Origin of the sequence: Tardiphaga sp. 709, from assembly GCF_032401055.1 — a bacterium.
Taxonomy (GTDB): Bacteria; Pseudomonadota; Alphaproteobacteria; order Rhizobiales; family Xanthobacteraceae; genus Tardiphaga.
In genome coordinates this window covers 5,214,289-5,229,856 of the sequence record NZ_CP135529.1, presented here as the reverse complement: position 1 = coordinate 5,229,856, position 15,568 = coordinate 5,214,289, and the positions used below count along the sequence as shown (strand labels likewise).

The following is a 15,568-nucleotide window of genomic DNA, read 5'->3' as shown; positions in this document are numbered from 1 at the left end:
CCTCCCATGCAAGTCGTTTCGGGTTCCCCGCCTTTACCCGTTTCGCGAAAACGATATATTCCGCGCGCTACAACGGCACTTCAAACAAACGTCCGGGAGGATCACAATGGGCTTGATGCAGCCAATCTCTGCCACCGCGCACCCTTACGCGAACGGCTCCTACAAGCAGATGCTGATCGACGGCAAATGGCAGGACGCCCAATCCGGCAAGAAGTTCGAAACGCATAATCCCGCCACCGGCGAACTGCTTGCCACCGTCGCCGAAGGCGATGCTGGGGATATCGACCTTGCGGTCGCCGCCGCCCGCCGCGCCTTCGAAGGCCCATGGAGCAAGGCCAAGCCTTACGAGCGCCAGGCGCTGCTGCTGAAATTCGCCGAGCTTGTCGAGAAGCATTTCGATGAACTCGCAATGCTCGATACGCTCGACATGGGCGCGCCGGTCATGCGCACTTTCGCTGGCAAGCAGCGCATCCTCGGCATGCTACGCTTCTATGCCGGTCAGGCCACGCTGATCTACGGCGAAACCATCGAGAATTCGCTGCCGGGCGAGATCTTCTCCTACACGCTGAAGGAGCCCGTCGGCGTCGTCGGCGCAATCATTCCGTGGAACTCGCCGCTGTCAGCCAGCATCTGGAAGATCGGCCCTGCCATTGCCACCGGCTGCACCATTGTGCTGAAGCCGGCGGAAGAAGCGCCGCTGACCTCGCTACGCCTCGGTGAGCTGGCATTGGAAGCCGGCTTCCCGGCCGGCGTCATCAACGTCGTGCCAGGCTATGGCGAAACCGCCGGTGCCGCGCTGGCCTCGCATATGGACGTCAACAAGGTCGCCTTCACCGGTTCCCACTTCACCGGCCAGTCGATCATCCGCGCCTCGGCCGGCAATCTCAAGCGCGTGTCGCTCGAGCTCGGCGGCAAGTCGCCGAACATCGTGTTTTCGGATGCCGACCTCGATGCCGCCGTTCCCGGCGCCGCCATGGCGGTGTTCGCGAATTCGGGCCAGATCTGCAGCGCCGGCACCCGCCTGTTCGTCGAAAAGAAGATCTATGACGAATTCGTCGGCCGCGTCGCCGAATTCGCCAAGAAGCTGAAAGTCGGTAATGGTGCCAATCCCGACACTCAGCTCGGGCCATTGGTCTCCAAGGAACAGCTCGATCGCGTCACCGGTTATCTCACCACCGGAAGCGGCGAAGGCGCCAAGGCGCTGTCCGGCGGTGGCCGCCTGATGGACGGCGAACTGTCGAAGGGCTTCTTCGTGCAGCCGACCGTGTTCGCCAATGTCCAGGACACCATGAAGATCGCGCAGGAAGAGATCTTCGGGCCGGTGATTTCGGCGATCTCCTTCACCGACATGGACGAACTGGTGCAGCGCGCCAACAACACGACATTCGGTCTCGGCAGCGGCGTCTGGACGAGGGATGTCAGCAAGGCGCATCGCCTCGCGAAATCCCTGCAGGCAGGCTCGGTCTGGATCAATTGCTATCAGGCGATGGATCCCGCGGTGCCGTTCGGCGGCTACAAGATGAGCGGCTATGGCCGCGAGTCCGGCGTCCATCACATCGACGAATATCTCAACATCAAGGCGGTCTGGATCAACACCTGATCGCCGCTGTCATCGAAAGAGAAAAGGCGCCGAGCAACGAGCTCGGCGCCTTCTTTTGCGCCGGCATTGCAAGGAGCCCTTGCAACGACCATTGGCGATTAAGCGACCGGCGCGGCACCGTATCGATCGCGCAGCTTGCGCTTGAAGATCTTGCCGGTCGACTCGCGCGGCAACGCAGTGTGGAAGTGGATTTCCTTCGGCACCTTGAAGTTGGCAAGCCGCTGCTTGAGATAGGCTTGGATCTCGGACGAGGAGAGCTGCGCATCATCATCGAGTTCGACGCAACCCACCAGTCGTTCGCCGAATTCGTCGTCGGGCACGCCGAACACCGCGCAGTCCCGCACGCCATCCATGCCGATCAACGTGTTCTCGATCTCGGCGGGATAGATGTTGACGCCGCCGGAGATGACCATGTCGCGCTTGCGATCGCACATGAACAGATAGCCGTCCTCGTCGAGATAGCCGACGTCGCCAACGCTAATCAGGCCCTCACGACCGGCTTCCGCCCGTGCGTCGGGGCGGCCTTGATAGTCGAAATCCGGCACAGAGGTCTGCCGCATGAAGATTTCACCGGGCACGTTGACCGGACATTCCTTGCCATCGGCGTCGAAGATCTTGACCACGCCGCCCTCGATGGTGCGGCCGACCGTGCCCGGCTTCCTCAGAGCTTCCTCCGACGAATGCCAGATCGGCACGCCGGTCTCGGTGGAACCAAGATATTCGTTGATGACCGGTCCCCACCAACTGATCATTGCCTGCTTCACATGGATCGGGCACGGCGCCGCGCCGTGGATGATGAAGCGCAGCGATGACAGATCGTAGCCCGACTTCACTTCGTCCGGCAGCCGTAGCAGCCGCACAAACATGGTCGGCACCATATGCATGTTGGTGATGCGGTGTTGCTCGGTCAGTTGCAGCAGATCTTCGGGATCGAAGCGCGGTTCGAGAACGATCGTGCTACCATGGCGGAAGGCCATCAGCCCGTAGGAACTCGGCGCCGAGTGATACATTGGCCCGTTCATCAGGATGATCTGATTCTCGTTCGGCTTCAGTCCATAGGCGATGCCACCGACGCGTTCGGAAGCCGCCGCCTGTTCGGGCGTCATCGGCGCACGCGTCACGCCCTTCGGACGACCGGTCGTGCCCGACGTGTAGAACATGGTCAGGGCGCGCTTCGGCACATTGTCCATCGGCGCGTATTGGTCGCGCCACGCATCGAAGTCCGTATGACCGGCAGGCACCTGCGTCGCGGCTTCGCTAATACCATAGGCCGCTGCGATTTCCGCCGGCGTGCGAACGATCAGAAGCGGCAATCCCTTCGGCAGACTTTCCGCGATCTGCGGCAGCAAGTCGGCGTGGCAGACCAGCAGCTTCGCGCCGCTGTCAGCAAGAATATAGCTAACCTCTTCACCTTTCAGATGCCAGTTGATCGGCACCACACGTGCGCCGAGCGCGCCAGCGCCAAAAGCCGTCTCGAACAGGGCGAAATCGTTACGCAGCATCATGCCAACCGGCGCATCGGCGCCCGCACCGAGGCTCTTGAAGCCGGTGGCCACCCTGGCGATGCGCTGCATGATGTCCGGATAGCCGATCGCCCGATCGCCGCTGATAATCATAGTCCGCCCTTACTCTGTTCTTCGACGAAGCCATTGCCGGCTTCGATCTCTTTTCTGTCGATGTGATGGCACGGTCGCTCACTGATCGTCGAGCAATTCGCCAAAGCCTTCCCAGTTCTTGCCGTTGAAACGGCGCAGCCGCAGCTGCTGGAACGAAAGATAGTCGTCCTTGTCAGTATTGACTGTGACACCTGACAACAGCAGCGGCAGCTTGACGTTCTTCATTGATGTCGCTTGACGCAGAATGTTCTCCCGGCTGACATCGTCGCCACACGCCTTGAGGATGTGCGTGATAAGGTGCGCGTTCAGGAACCCCGTCGCATAGTTGGTATTGCGCGGGTCAGCCGACGGCAGGCTTTCCTTCATGAAAGCGAAATAGGCCTTCACGTCCTCGTCGTTGGCCCATGAAGCGTCGTTGATGTCTTTCTGATAACTCGACGTGATCAGGCCGGTGGCGTTGTCCAGACCTGCCGGTTCCAGAAAGGTGATCGACGAAGCGGACGTGGGGACGAACATCAGGTCAGGCTTCCAGCCGATCTCGGCGACGCCCTTGATCATCTGCGACGAGAATTTTCCGACGACCGCGCCGAACAACACATTCGCACCGGACGACTTGAGCGCCGCGAGCTGCGATGAGATCGTCGGCGCGCTGGTCTCGTAGGTCGCCTCGGACACGATCATCTTCGCGGCCTTGTCGCCTAAGGCCCGTTTGAAGCCGGCCACATAGTCTTTTCCGAGATCGTCGTTCTGCGCGAGAATGGCGATCTTCGCATCCGGCTGGGTTTTCAGAACGTGCTTGGCATAGACGACGCCTTCCGATTCATAGGCGGCCATGCCCGGCATGGTCCACGGGAACGCCTTCGGGTCGGCCCATTTGGTCGCGCCTGATAGCACGAACAGTTGCGGAATCTTCTTGCTGTTGAGATAGCGATGCACCGCATTGTTGGTCGCGGTGCCGAGCGTCCCGAACATCATCAGGACCTCATCCTGCTCGACCAGCTTGCGGGTCTGCTCCACGGTCTTCGGCGGCGAATAGGCGTCATCGAGGCTGATGAACTTGATCTTGCGCCCATTGATGCCGCCGTCCGCATTCAGCTTGGCGAAATAGGCCTCCTGCGCGCGGCCGATCACGCCGAAGCCCGACAGCGGACCGCTATAGGGAAGCGTCTGCCCGATTTTTATTTCTTCCTTGGTGTTGGCGGTCGCCTGCGTCGTTGCATGCAGACCTATGGCAAGAGCAAACAGCCCAAGCGTCTTCAGCATCACTGATGCCATGATTGCTCACTCCCGTTTTGTTTTTATCGGGCCGCGCTTATGCGCGTGCTCGTCTCGCAAAGTCCGAGGTCGCCTCCGCATATTCGTTCTTCAGACGGTCGACGAGTTCAGCCACCGACGGTGCATCGGTAATCTGGCCGATGCCCTGGCCACAGCCCCAGATATCCTTCCAGGCCTTGACCTTCATGTTGCCGCCGGAACCGAAATTCATCTTGGTCTTGTCGGCCACCGGCAGATTATCGGGATCGAGACCGGCGGCTGCGATGGACGGGCCGAGATAGTTGCCGTGAATACCGGTGAACAGGTTGGTGTAGACCGTGTCATGCGCGGCGAATTCGGTCAGCGCCCTCTTGTAGGCCGGGTCGGCATTGGCTTCTTCGGTCGCAATGAAGCGCGTACCCATATATGCGAGGTCCGCGCCGAGCGCGAGCGCCGATGCAATCCCGTAACCGTCCGAGATTGCACCAGATACCAGCACAGTCCCCTTGAACCACTGCTTCACTTCGCGCACCAGCGCAAAGGGCGACAGCGTGCCGGCATGGCCACCCGCACCGGCGCAGACCAGGATCAGTCCATCGACGCCCTGCTCGGCTGCCTTGCGCGCATGCTTGACGTTGATAACGTCATGAAACACGACGCCGCCATAGGAATGCGCGGCCTCGACGATTTCTGACGGCGGGCGCAACGAGGTGATAATGATCGGAACCTTGTGCTTCACACAGGTCTCCATGTCCTTCATCAGCCGATCGTTGGACGCGTGGCAGATCTGGTTCACCGCATAGGGCGCAACCTTCTTGCCCGGATTCTTCGCCTTGTAATCGGCCAGTTCGTCCTCGATCCGCGTCAGCCACTGGTCGAGCATTTCGACCGGCCGCGCATTCAGCGCCGGGAACGAGCCGACGATGCCGGCCTTGCATTGCGCGATGACGAGTTCGGGGCCGGAGACGATGAACAGCGGCGAGCCGAGCACGGGCAACTCGAGGGTGCCATCGAGAGCTTTGGGGAGCGACATAGGCGTTTCCTTATATTTTTATGGCCGAACTATAGGGGTTGACCGGCTGCGCGTGTTGTTCGACTTTGAACAATGGACATAGCGGATTTGATCACATGGACTGGGACCTCTGCCGCACATTCAACGCCGTCGTCGATGCCGGAAGCTATCTCGGCGCGTCCAGGCAATTGCGCACCAGCCACCCGACCGTCAGCCGCGAGGTCGCTGCGCTGGAGAAGCAGCTCGGAACCAAACTGTTCGTGCGCTCCGACGAAGGGCTGGTGCTGACTGCGCGTGGCCGGCGCTTTCATGAGAGCACCAAAGCGATGGCCGAGGCTGCGCTGAAGGCCGAGGCTGTTGCCGGCGCGTCGGGCCAGAGCGCACGCGGCGTGGTCAAAGTGTCGATCGGACCGACGCTGGCGAATTTCTGGTTGATGCCGCATATCGGTGCCTTCATCCGCCAGCATCCGCATGTCGAGATCCAGTTGGTGACGCATCCCTTCCCGGTCAGCGTGCGCAAGCGCGAGGCTGACATCGTGCTGCGGCTGTATCAGACTGGTGAAGAAAATCTCACCGGACGGAAAATCGCCAAGCTCGGCGTCGGCTTCTATGCCTCACGCGACTATGCCACGCGATACCCGCTGCCGGAGCAACGCGGTGCGTGGAAAGACCACACCGTCATTGGCTTCGCGGACAAATCCTCGAATTCCGAATTGGGCCGCTGGAGCGATCACGTCACCAAGGACGCCACCGTCGCCATCCGCTGCTCGTCGCAAGCGGATATGCTCGCAGCTGTCCGCGCAGGAATCGGCATCTGCGTGCTGTCATGCATTGTCGGCGACGCCCATGCGGATCTGATCCGCGTGGCACCGCAGAAGCTGGCCAGCTTGTCCGATATCTGGCTGTTGGCCCATCCGGACCTCGTCGATCAGCCGTCGGTGCGCGCCGTGCTGGAATTCATCACTGCCTGCGCGCGCGACGACCGCGCGCTGTTACGCGGCCGATGATGTCGCGCCCTTGCCGGGAAATGGCGCGGTACGGCTGACATAGCGTCCCTCGCCTTTTCCGCCGACGAGCTTGCCGTCGCGCGTAATGAATTTCCCGCGCAGCATCGTTGCCACCGGCCAGCCCGTAATCTGCAGACCTTCATAAGGTGTGTAATCGGCGCCGTGATGCAGGTTCGCCTGGGTAAGCGTTGCTTGGCGTTTCGGATCCCACAGCGCGATATCGGCATCGTAGCCGATGGCGATGGAGCCCTTGCTGGTGAGGCCATAGGTCTTCGCATGATTGGTCGATGTCAGCGCCACGAACTGATTGAGCGTGATGCGGCCCTTGCTGACACCTTCCGAGAACAGGATCGGAAGGCGCGTCTCGACACCGGGAATGCCGTTCGGAATCCAGCGGAAGCTGGTACGTGCGCTGGGTGGTTGCTTACCCTGCACGTCGTCATAGCGAAACGGGCAATGATCCGACGAGAACAGTGTGAATACGCCCTGCTGCAGACCTTCCCAGCACGCCTGCTGGCTGGCGAGATCGCGCGGTGGCGGCGAGCAGACATATTTCGCCCCCTCCATACCCAGATCCTTCAGATCCTCTTCGGTCAGCACGAGATATTGCGGGCAGGTCTCGCCATGGATCGTCAACCCGCGCATCTGAGCGCGGCGGATCTCTTCCATGGACTCCCGATTGGAGACATGAACCACCACCATCGACACGTCGACCAATTCCGCCAGCGAGATGGCCCGGTGCGTGGCTTCGCGCTCAACCACGATAGGCCGCGACTTGGCGTGAAAATACGGGCCGACATTGCCGTCGCGTTCGAGCTTGTCGACCAGAAAGCGGATGGCGTCGTAATTCTCCGCATGAACCTGAACCAATGCACCGGATTCACGCGCCACGGCCAGCACCTGCAGGATCTGCAGATCGCTCAACGCAAGGTCTTCATAGGTCATGAAGACCTTGAGCGAGGTGTAGCCGTCGGCGATCAAGGCTGGCAGCTCCTGCCCGAGTACCGCTTCACTGGGATCGGCGATGATTAGGTGAAAGGAATGATCGATATGGCAATTCTGATCGGCAAGCGTGTGATAATTCTTCAACGCCTCGCGGATCGGTTGGCCCTTCGTCTGCAGACAGTAAGGCATCACGAAGGTGTTGCCACCGAAGGCCGCCGCGCGCGTCGCGCTCTCGAAATCATCGGCCATGACAATGCCCGGACCGGACGGCTGCGCAATATGAACGTGGCTGTCGATACCGCCGGGCAGCACCAGCAGACCGGTTGCATCGACCGTCTCGTTCGCGTCGGTCAGCGCTTCGCCGATGGCAACGATGCGGCCGTTCCTGATGCCGACATCGGCTTTGTAGGTTTCGCTCGCGGTTGCAATGGTGCCATGACGAATGACGGTATCGAAAGCGGTCATGAGCAAAACCTCATCAATTCAGCAACGCAGGGTGCATACAGACAAGTATTAGACTTTCTGAAACAGCGATCCCCATTGGGTGACGCGTTTGGTATCGACGCCAGCCAACTTCAGGCATTTCCAGACCACGGTGGCGATGGTGTCATAGACCGGAATGCCCGTTTCCCTTTCCAGTTTCGCCGTGGATGGTGCAACTCTCAAATTGGTGCAGATGATCGTGATAGCGTCTGGCTTTTCCTTGGCCACGTCTCGCGTCATATCCTCGAGTTGCACAACGGGCACTTCGGAGAACGAGAAGTTATCCTGCAGGCCGAGATGGCGTTCACTCTGGCACGCAAAGCCCAGCTTTTCATAATTCTCCAGAATCTTGGCCTGAACGTCGTCCAGATATGGCGTCACGTAACCCAGACGCTTCACCTTTTGATGTTCAAGAATCTCATTGAGAGCCAACATCGACGTCGTCGCAGGAATCCCGGTCGCTGCGGTGATCTGCTCACACAGGCGGACATCCGCCTCAAAGCCGAGCCAACCAGAGGATGTTCCATTCCAGCCGATGACATCGACCTTCGCATGAGCCAGCAATTCTGCGGCCCGCAGGATTTCCGAATTGTCGAACTGGGCGAGCGCCTTGTTCGACAGCGCGATCTCCGTGACCTTGAAACGCGAGAAATGCGCCGAGACCTCGGGCAATTCGCCAAGCATGGCAGTCGTGATCGGCTCCAGCGCCGTGTTCGACGAAGGCGTCAGCATTCCGAGAAGCACACGTTTGGTCATGGATGATCCAGAGTTTCGAGGGATGGTTTCGTGCGTTCAGATCGAAGCAGATCGAGAACGTGACGTTTGATTTCGTTGAACTGCGGGCTGGTGATGTCGCGTGGCCGCGGCAGGGATGATTTCGCGGATACGCCCCGGGCGGGCGCTCATCACGGCAACATGCGTGCCCAGCGTCAGTGCTTCGTCGATGCCGTGCGTTACGAAAACGATCGTGCCCTGGTGTTCCTGCCAGATCCGGACGAGTTCATTCTGCATATCCATCCGGGTCTGCTCATCGAGCGCGCCGAACGGCTCATCCATCAGGATGACCTGCGGATTCATCAGCAATGCACGGGCGATGCCGACACGCTGATTCATGCCGCCTGACAGTTCGGACGGATAATGATTTTCAAATCCCGTGAGTCCGACCATGTCGATATAGCGCTGTGCTGTTTCGCGGCGCACGGCCTTCTGGCCGCCGCGCAGCAGCAGGTGGAAGCCGACATTCTCCCAGACCGGGAGCCACGGCATCAGGTTGGCCTGCTGAAACACCACGCCGCGCTCCGAACCGGGCGCCGTGATCAATTGACCATCGACGGTGACGGTGCCGGATGACGGCTTCTCGAAGCCTGCGATCATATTGAGAAGCGTGGACTTGCCGCATCCGCTGGGGCCGAGCAGACAGAGAAACTGGTTCTTCTCCACCTTGATATTGATGTCGTCGAGAGCCGTGACATCGGCCTTGCGTTTCGCGTCCTTGAAGACCTTGGAGACACCGGAGATTTCGATCGTCGCCATGACCTAGCTCTCCCCGCTCTGGATCGTCGTGTTGCGCTGCCAGTGCAGGACGCGCGCCATCACGAGACGGATGCCGAAATCGCTGAGAAAACCGAGCAGGCCGATACTGGCCATCGCAGCCAGCACAAGGTCGTAGCGTAGGAAGTAATAGGAATCCCACAGCACATAGCCAAGGCCGCTTTTCACAGCGACCATCTCCGCCGTCACTGTCAGCATCCAGGCCGAACCGATACCGATCCGCAGACCGGCAAAGATGCTGGGCAGCGCGGCCGGCAGCACGATAAAGCGCAGCAATTGGCGATTGCCGCCGCCCACCATCGCGCCGGCGCGGATCAGATTGCGATCGCAGGTCTTCACGCCATGAATCGTATTGAGCAGGATCGGAAAGAACGCACCGAGGAACACCAGGAAAATCGCCGGCTTGTTGGCGATGCCGAACCAGATGATGGCGAGCGGAATCCACGATACCGGCGGGATCGGCCGCAGCGTCTGCAGCGTCGGCTCGATGATCACCTCGACGGTGCGGGACCATCCGATGGCGACTCCGATCGACACGGCCAGGGCCGTGGCGATGGCGAAGCCCGCGAGAACGCGCGACAGACTAGCGAGCATGTCGAACAGCCAGTGGCCGCTATAGGTCAGGGTATTGCCGTCGGTGCCGAACACCCAATCCGCCCAGGCCCACGTCACGGTCGATGGGGCCGGCAGCAATGCTGCCGGCAGCGCACCCGATCGGGAAAAGGCTTCCCAGCCGGCGAGGATCAGGACCGGCACGATATACCGATCCAGTCGTCTGAACATTACGAGGGCCGGGTGCATGACCGGGCTCAGTAGCCGAGTTCGGATTTCGGCTTGCCGGTGGCAGCCTCCAGGAAGCGGTAGTCCATGTTCTTCTCAACCGCGGCGGTGACATCGGAATTGATGTATTTCAGGTCGCGCATCATTGCTGCGATGGCGAGCGCCGATGCGCGGTACATCTTCGGATCTGGATCGAGGTTTTCGACAGCGCCTGTGGCGATGGCCTTGTCGAGGCCGGGGATCTTGGAAATCACGTCGATCAGGGCACCCTTGTCCGCCGCGACGAATTCATCGACTTTCACAACCGCACGCACGGTCTCTTCGAGCTGTTTCGGTTTGTCCTTGACGACATCCGACCGCGTCAGAATCAGGTTGGTGAGCTTTCCCGCCGCTTGATCATAGGGAAGGCCGAACATCTTGGCGGCCTTGGCCTGAAGGATCTGGGTGGCGAAGGGCTCCACGGTGCAGATCAGCTCGATTTCACCGCGACGCAGCGCCTGAAGGTGATCGGAGGGATTGGGAATGTTGACGAACTGCACATCCTTGTTGATGTCGATGCCCTGCTTGGCAAAGGCGCCGCGCATATGAATGTCCTGCGCGTTGCCGCGGGACGCCGCGACGCGGAATGGCTTTCCCGCTGTCTTGTAGTCAGCGATGACTTTCTTGAGCGAAGCCCAGTCATTCGGAACGATCGACAGATCATTACCGACCAACATTGCCGAACCGCCATTGACCTGCCCGGAAATAGCAACCACGTCGAAACCCTTGTCGAGCGCGATCGCATAATGAAGATAGGTCACCTGCGCGACGTCGATGTTCTTCGAGACAAGCGCAGTCAGCGCATCCGTGCCTGTGTTAAATCCAACCGCATCGATCTGAACGCCCTTGGCATATTGCGGGGTGAGTGACATCGGTGTGCAATGCGCACATTTCGCATAGCCGAGCTTGATCACCGACTCGGACTGGGCCACCGAGGCCGGGGCAATCGATGCCAAACAAAGCGCAATCAGAATGCCGAGCAGATTTTTCTTCATCGTCGCAATCTCCGGAGCGGGTGGCGGTGAATTCACGATACGTCCACCACTCAGCAAGCCTCATGCCAATCCGGATACGATATCCAATCGTAAAATTATGTAGTAATATCAAATACTATGAATTATTATTATCTTGACTTCGGTGCTGCATTTTTGGGCGAAGGATGTCGTTTGGAGGCAGCCTCGCCACCCGAGAGACTGAACCATGAGTGAGATTGCCCCACGCGCGAAGCTTCGGACGCGCTTCAAGCCGACACGGCTGAAGCTCTCCTCGGATCATTCGAAACGGCCGCTGGACCGTATGTCGCTGCACGATCAACTCGTCGCGAAGGTGCGCGAAATGATTGTCGATGGCGAACTCCAGGCCGGAGCCCCTTTGCCAGAAAAGATGTTGTGCGAAACGTTCGGCGTATCGCGCACACCCTTGCGCGAAGCATTCAAGATACTGGCCTCCGAAGGGCTGATCGAACTGCGCCCTCACCGCACCCCTGTCGTCACCCCGGTCGACAGGGAAGAAATCGCAAACAGCTTTGCAATCATGGTCGCACTGGACGGCGTTGCAGGCGCCGACGCCGCAATGCGCGCGACGGATGAAGATATTGCCCGGCTCAGTGCGATGCACGACCAGCTTGTTACCCTTCATCGCGAAGCATCGCGCCCGGCCTATTTCAGGCTGAACCAGGACATCCATATCGAGATTACCAGGCTCGCCAAAAATCCCGTGCTCCTCAATATCTGGACGACGTTGAACGCGAATATCTATCGGGCACGGGCCACCGCCAATTATGATGCGGCACGGTGGACGGAATCCGTAAGGGAACACGAGGCTTTCATGGCTCTGCTTCGCGCGCGCGACGCGCAAGGATTTGCGGCCTCCCTCAGTGCGCATACGCGCAAGACAGGCGATGCCGTTCTTGCGACATTGAAGATTGCAACCGACGCGAAGACCTAGCAGGCCTCTATCACGACGAATAAAGCCTGAGCCCGTATCGCTGCACACCGCATAATCGCCAAGCGCCTGCAAAACGTGCTTTGGGCATGGAGCGCGATGGTCCAAACAGGGGCGAAGGACCGCCCCGCGGTTCATAGGCTGATCGATGAAGATTCTCGTTTTTGGCGGCACCGGCTTTGTCGGATTGAATATCGCAAAAGCCCTGTTGAAGCGCGGCCATGTGGTGACCCTGTTCGACCGTTCGGGCCTGCCACCGGCGGCGCAGCCTGCCTTCGCTGACTATGGCGACAGGCTTTCAGTGATCATCGGCGATGTGCTCGACCGGACATTGATCGACAGTGTCATCACCACCGGCGTCGATGCCATCATTCTCGGCGCCGCGATCACCGCAAGCACCGAGCGCGATGCCGCCGACCCCGAAAGTATTCTGCAGGTCAATCTGATGGCGCAAACGCCGATCCTCGCGGCAGCACGCCGCCATGGCGTCAAACGCGTGATCAATCTGTCATCTGCCGGCGCCTACGGCGCCTCGGCATTCAAATATCCCCTGCTCGATGAAGAGCTGCCCTGCGATCCCGTCTCGCTCTACGCCATCACCAAATTTGCATCCGAGAAGGTCGCGGCTCGCCTCGCCGCGCTCTGGCAAACCGACTTCATCAGCGTGCGGCTGAGCGCCGTGTTCGGACCATGGGAGCGCGCCACAGGCGTACGCGATACGCTCAGCCCGCTGATGCAGGTTTTCACGGCGCACGCGAAGCAGAGCGAAGCCATTCTGGCGCGCTCGGGGGTGCGGGACTGGATCTATGCGCCTGATGTCGCTGATGCGATTGCTCTGCTGATCGAAGCGCCCACAACGCGACACTGTCTCTACAATATTTCGAATGCTGCCTCTTGGTCAGCGCTGGAGTGGGGTCAACAATTGGCAGAAATCCATCCGGGCTTTGTTTGCCGCCTGGCCGGCGTCGGTGAAACCCCGACTATCGATCTGCACAGTGACAGCGACAGGGCACCGCTATCGGTCGCGCGATTGGAGCAGGAATTCGGATGGCGCGCCAAATTCGGCTGCGCCGACTCAGCCGCGGATCTGATCGACTGGTCAGCGCGGCACAGCATAGGGTGATGACATGAGGCTTCAGGGACGTACGGCAATCATCACCGGCGGAGGCTCCGGGATCGGCCAGGCCAGTGCCAGGCTGTTCGCGCAGGAAGGCGCGTTTGTCACACTGGTCGATCGCGACGAGGCCGCATTGAAAGAAACATTGGCAATGCTGCCTAATGCAAACGAGGCGTCGATGCATCTCGGCGATGTCGGCAACGGCGATTTTGCGCAGACAGTAACCAGCGAGATCATTGCGCTGCGCGGTCAGCTCGACGTGTTGATGACCTCGGCCGGGTTCTCCTGTGGCGGCACCGTCTTGACCACGGCTCCCGAGGACTGGGACGCCGTGTTTCGCACCAATGTCGGCGGCACCTGGCTGTGGGCCCGGGCCGCGATCCCGCAGATGCAGAAGCAGGGCAAGGGATCGATCATCACGCTGGCCTCCCAGCTTGCCATCGCCGGCGGCAAGGGCAACAGCGCCTATATCGCGGCGAAAGGCGCGATTATCAGCCTGACGCGCACCATGGCCGTGGATTTCGCCACCGACGGCATTCGCGTCAATGCCATCGCGCCGGGTGCCATCGACACGCCATTGCTGCGCCGCAGCTTTGCGCGCCATGCCGATCCGGAGCCCGTGCGCGACGCTTCGCGCAACCGTCATGCCATGAAGCGCTTTGGGCTCGCCGAGGAAGTCGCGCAGACCGCGCTGCATCTGGCGAGCGATGCATCCTCCTTCACCACCGGCACCGTGCTGCCGGTCGATGGCGGATGGCTTGCAGCATGAATGACACGCTCAAGGCGCTGGAAGCGCAGGTCCGCGACGATCTCCACAAGATCGCCCATCCGAACATGCCATGGCTGCAGCCGAAATCCGCGCCGGATGGCACACCCGCGCTGGATGTGCTCATCGTCGGCGCAGGCCAGGGCGGTGTGACCGCGGCCTTTGGCCTGCTGCGGTCGCAGGTCACCAATATACTCGTTGTCGACAAAAGCGCCGAAGGCCGCGAAGGCCCCTGGCTCACCTACGCCCGCATGCCGACGCTGCGCAGCCCCAAGCACTTCACCGGCCCTGATCTGGATATCCCCGCCCTCACCTATCAGTCATGGCACGAAGCCATGTTCGGGAAGGATCACTGGCAGGCGCTCGATCGCATCCCACGCGGACACTGGGCGGACTATCTGCTGTGGTTCAGGCGCATTACCGGCGTGCCTGTACGCAATGGCTGCGAAATCCTGGACATTGGGCCTGCCGCGAACGGCTTGCTTGCAGCGACCGTACAGAGCGCCGACGGTATTGAAGTCATTCATGCGCGCAAGATCGTTCTGGCCACTGGCCAGGAAGGCATGGGCGACTGGATGATTCCGGAGCAGCTCCGGCACCTGCCATCGTCGCTTTGCGTGAATGCATCCGCGGATATCGATTTCGAAGCCCTGCGCGGCAAGACCATTGCCGTGATCGGCGCCGGCGCATCCGCCTTCGACAATGCGGCAACCGCGCTCGAAGCCGGCGCTGAGGTGCACCTGTTGTGCCGTCGCGCGGAAATCCAGATCGTGCAGCCCTACCACTGGCTAACCTTCCGCGGGCTGCTCCGTCACTTTAGCGAGCTCGACGATGTCTGGCGCTGGCGCTTCATGCGCCGGCTGATGGACTTGCGCGAAGGCTTCCCGCAGCCGACCTGGGATCGCTGTGCGCGACATGCAGGCTTTCACCTGCATGAGAACGCGCCCGTTCAGTCGGCACAAAAAATAGGCAACCAAGTTACATTGCAGACGCCACAGGGTACCTTCACGGCGGACTTCGTGATCTGCGGAACCGGCATCGACATGGATTTTGCGACTCGCCAAGAATTGCAGAACTGCGCGGGCAATATCGCGATCTGGTCTGATCGCTTCCAGCCGCCGGACACCGAGCTCAGCCCACGCCTCGGTCGTTTCCCCTATCTCGGCGACGATTACGCGCTGATGGAACGTGTTCCCGGCACCACGCCGTGGATCGCCGACATCCATCTTTTCGCAATTGCGTCCACCATGAGCTTCGGCCCGTCGGGTTCATCGATCAATGCGATGACCACCGCGATCCCGAAACTGGTGCATGGCCTGACGCGCGGCTTGTTCCGCGCAGATATCGAGCGATACTGGACCGCGTTCGAGGCCTACGACGTTCCACAAGTGACCATTGCAAGGGCGACGGAAGCTGCGGCAAAAAGCTAAAGGACCAAATTATCCCGGGCGGGG

Annotated in this window: 13 protein-coding genes and 1 pseudogene; 6 read left to right on the top strand and 8 right to left on the bottom strand. The window is 60.3% G+C overall.

What is annotated here, in order from left to right; genetic code table 11:
- Positions 1-106: 106 nt before the first annotated feature.
- The gene (locus RSO67_RS25345; protein WP_315841081.1) at positions 107-1,600 is read left to right on the top strand and encodes an aldehyde dehydrogenase family protein; all 1,494 of its coding nucleotides are present in this window, start codon (positions 107-109) and stop codon (positions 1,598-1,600) included.
- A gap of 98 nt (positions 1,601-1,698) precedes the next feature.
- Here RSO67_RS25345 and RSO67_RS25340 read toward each other — a convergent pair whose 3' ends face one another.
- The 3 genes from RSO67_RS25340 to RSO67_RS25330 form a co-directional block, all read right to left on the bottom strand.
- On the bottom strand, positions 1,699-3,216 hold the full coding sequence (locus RSO67_RS25340; protein WP_315841080.1) for an acyl-CoA synthetase: 1,518 nt from the start codon (positions 3,214-3,216) through the stop codon (positions 1,699-1,701).
- Between the two features lie 78 nt (positions 3,217-3,294).
- Positions 3,295-4,491 carry an ABC transporter substrate-binding protein gene (locus tag RSO67_RS25335; RefSeq protein WP_315841079.1) on the bottom strand — a complete coding sequence of 399 codons (1,197 nt, stop codon included), beginning with the start codon at positions 4,489-4,491 and terminating at the stop codon, positions 3,295-3,297.
- A gap of 37 nt (positions 4,492-4,528) precedes the next feature.
- Positions 4,529-5,503, bottom strand: coding sequence for a nitronate monooxygenase family protein (locus RSO67_RS25330; RefSeq protein ID WP_315841078.1), 975 nt, complete (start codon positions 5,501-5,503; stop codon positions 4,529-4,531).
- Positions 5,504-5,598: 95 nt separating this feature from the next.
- Between RSO67_RS25330 and RSO67_RS25325 the strand changes: the two genes are divergently transcribed.
- Positions 5,599-6,489, top strand: coding sequence for a LysR family transcriptional regulator (locus tag RSO67_RS25325; protein ID WP_315841077.1), 891 nt, complete (start codon positions 5,599-5,601; stop codon positions 6,487-6,489).
- Here RSO67_RS25325 and hydA read toward each other — a convergent pair.
- The 5 genes and pseudogenes from hydA to RSO67_RS25300 form a co-directional block, all read right to left on the bottom strand.
- Positions 6,475-7,899, bottom strand: coding sequence for a dihydropyrimidinase (gene hydA, locus RSO67_RS25320; RefSeq protein ID WP_315841076.1), 1,425 nt, complete (start codon positions 7,897-7,899; stop codon positions 6,475-6,477). The two genes, RSO67_RS25325 and hydA, sit on opposite strands and share 15 nt — an antisense overlap.
- A 48-nt stretch (positions 7,900-7,947) precedes the next feature.
- Positions 7,948-8,673, bottom strand: coding sequence for an aspartate/glutamate racemase family protein (locus RSO67_RS25315; RefSeq protein WP_315841075.1), 726 nt, complete (start codon positions 8,671-8,673; stop codon positions 7,948-7,950).
- Positions 8,670-9,450 (bottom strand): annotated as a pseudogene (locus tag RSO67_RS25310) (ABC transporter ATP-binding protein). The gene RSO67_RS25315 and the pseudogene RSO67_RS25310 overlap by 4 nt, the downstream one beginning before the upstream one ends.
- A 3-nt stretch (positions 9,451-9,453) precedes the next feature.
- Positions 9,454-10,269, bottom strand: a complete 816-nt coding sequence (locus RSO67_RS25305; RefSeq protein WP_315841074.1) for an ABC transporter permease — start codon at positions 10,267-10,269, stop codon at positions 9,454-9,456.
- An 8-nt stretch (positions 10,270-10,277) separates the two neighbouring features.
- Positions 10,278-11,282 carry an ABC transporter substrate-binding protein gene (locus tag RSO67_RS25300; protein ID WP_315841073.1) on the bottom strand — a complete coding sequence of 335 codons (1,005 nt, stop codon included), beginning with the start codon at positions 11,280-11,282 and terminating at the stop codon, positions 10,278-10,280.
- Positions 11,283-11,487: 205 nt separating this feature from the next.
- Between RSO67_RS25300 and RSO67_RS25295 the strand changes: the two genes are divergently transcribed.
- The 4 genes from RSO67_RS25295 (at position 11,488) to RSO67_RS25280 (ending at position 15,544) form a co-directional block, all read left to right on the top strand.
- Entirely contained in the window at positions 11,488-12,234 is a 747-nt protein-coding gene (locus RSO67_RS25295) for a GntR family transcriptional regulator (protein ID WP_315841072.1), read from the top strand.
- 145 nt (positions 12,235-12,379) lie between these two features.
- Positions 12,380-13,354 (top strand): NAD(P)-dependent oxidoreductase, encoded by a 975-nt coding sequence (locus RSO67_RS25290; protein WP_315841071.1) that lies wholly within the window; start codon positions 12,380-12,382, stop codon positions 13,352-13,354.
- A 4-nt stretch (positions 13,355-13,358) separates the two neighbouring features.
- A complete protein-coding gene (locus tag RSO67_RS25285; RefSeq protein ID WP_315841070.1) occupies positions 13,359-14,117 on the top strand; it encodes an SDR family oxidoreductase in 759 nt (252 codons plus the stop codon).
- On the top strand, positions 14,114-15,544 hold the full coding sequence (locus tag RSO67_RS25280; protein WP_315841069.1) for an NAD(P)/FAD-dependent oxidoreductase: 1,431 nt from the start codon (positions 14,114-14,116) through the stop codon (positions 15,542-15,544). Before RSO67_RS25285 ends, RSO67_RS25280 begins: the two co-directional genes overlap by 4 nt.
- Positions 15,545-15,568 lie beyond the last annotated feature (24 nt).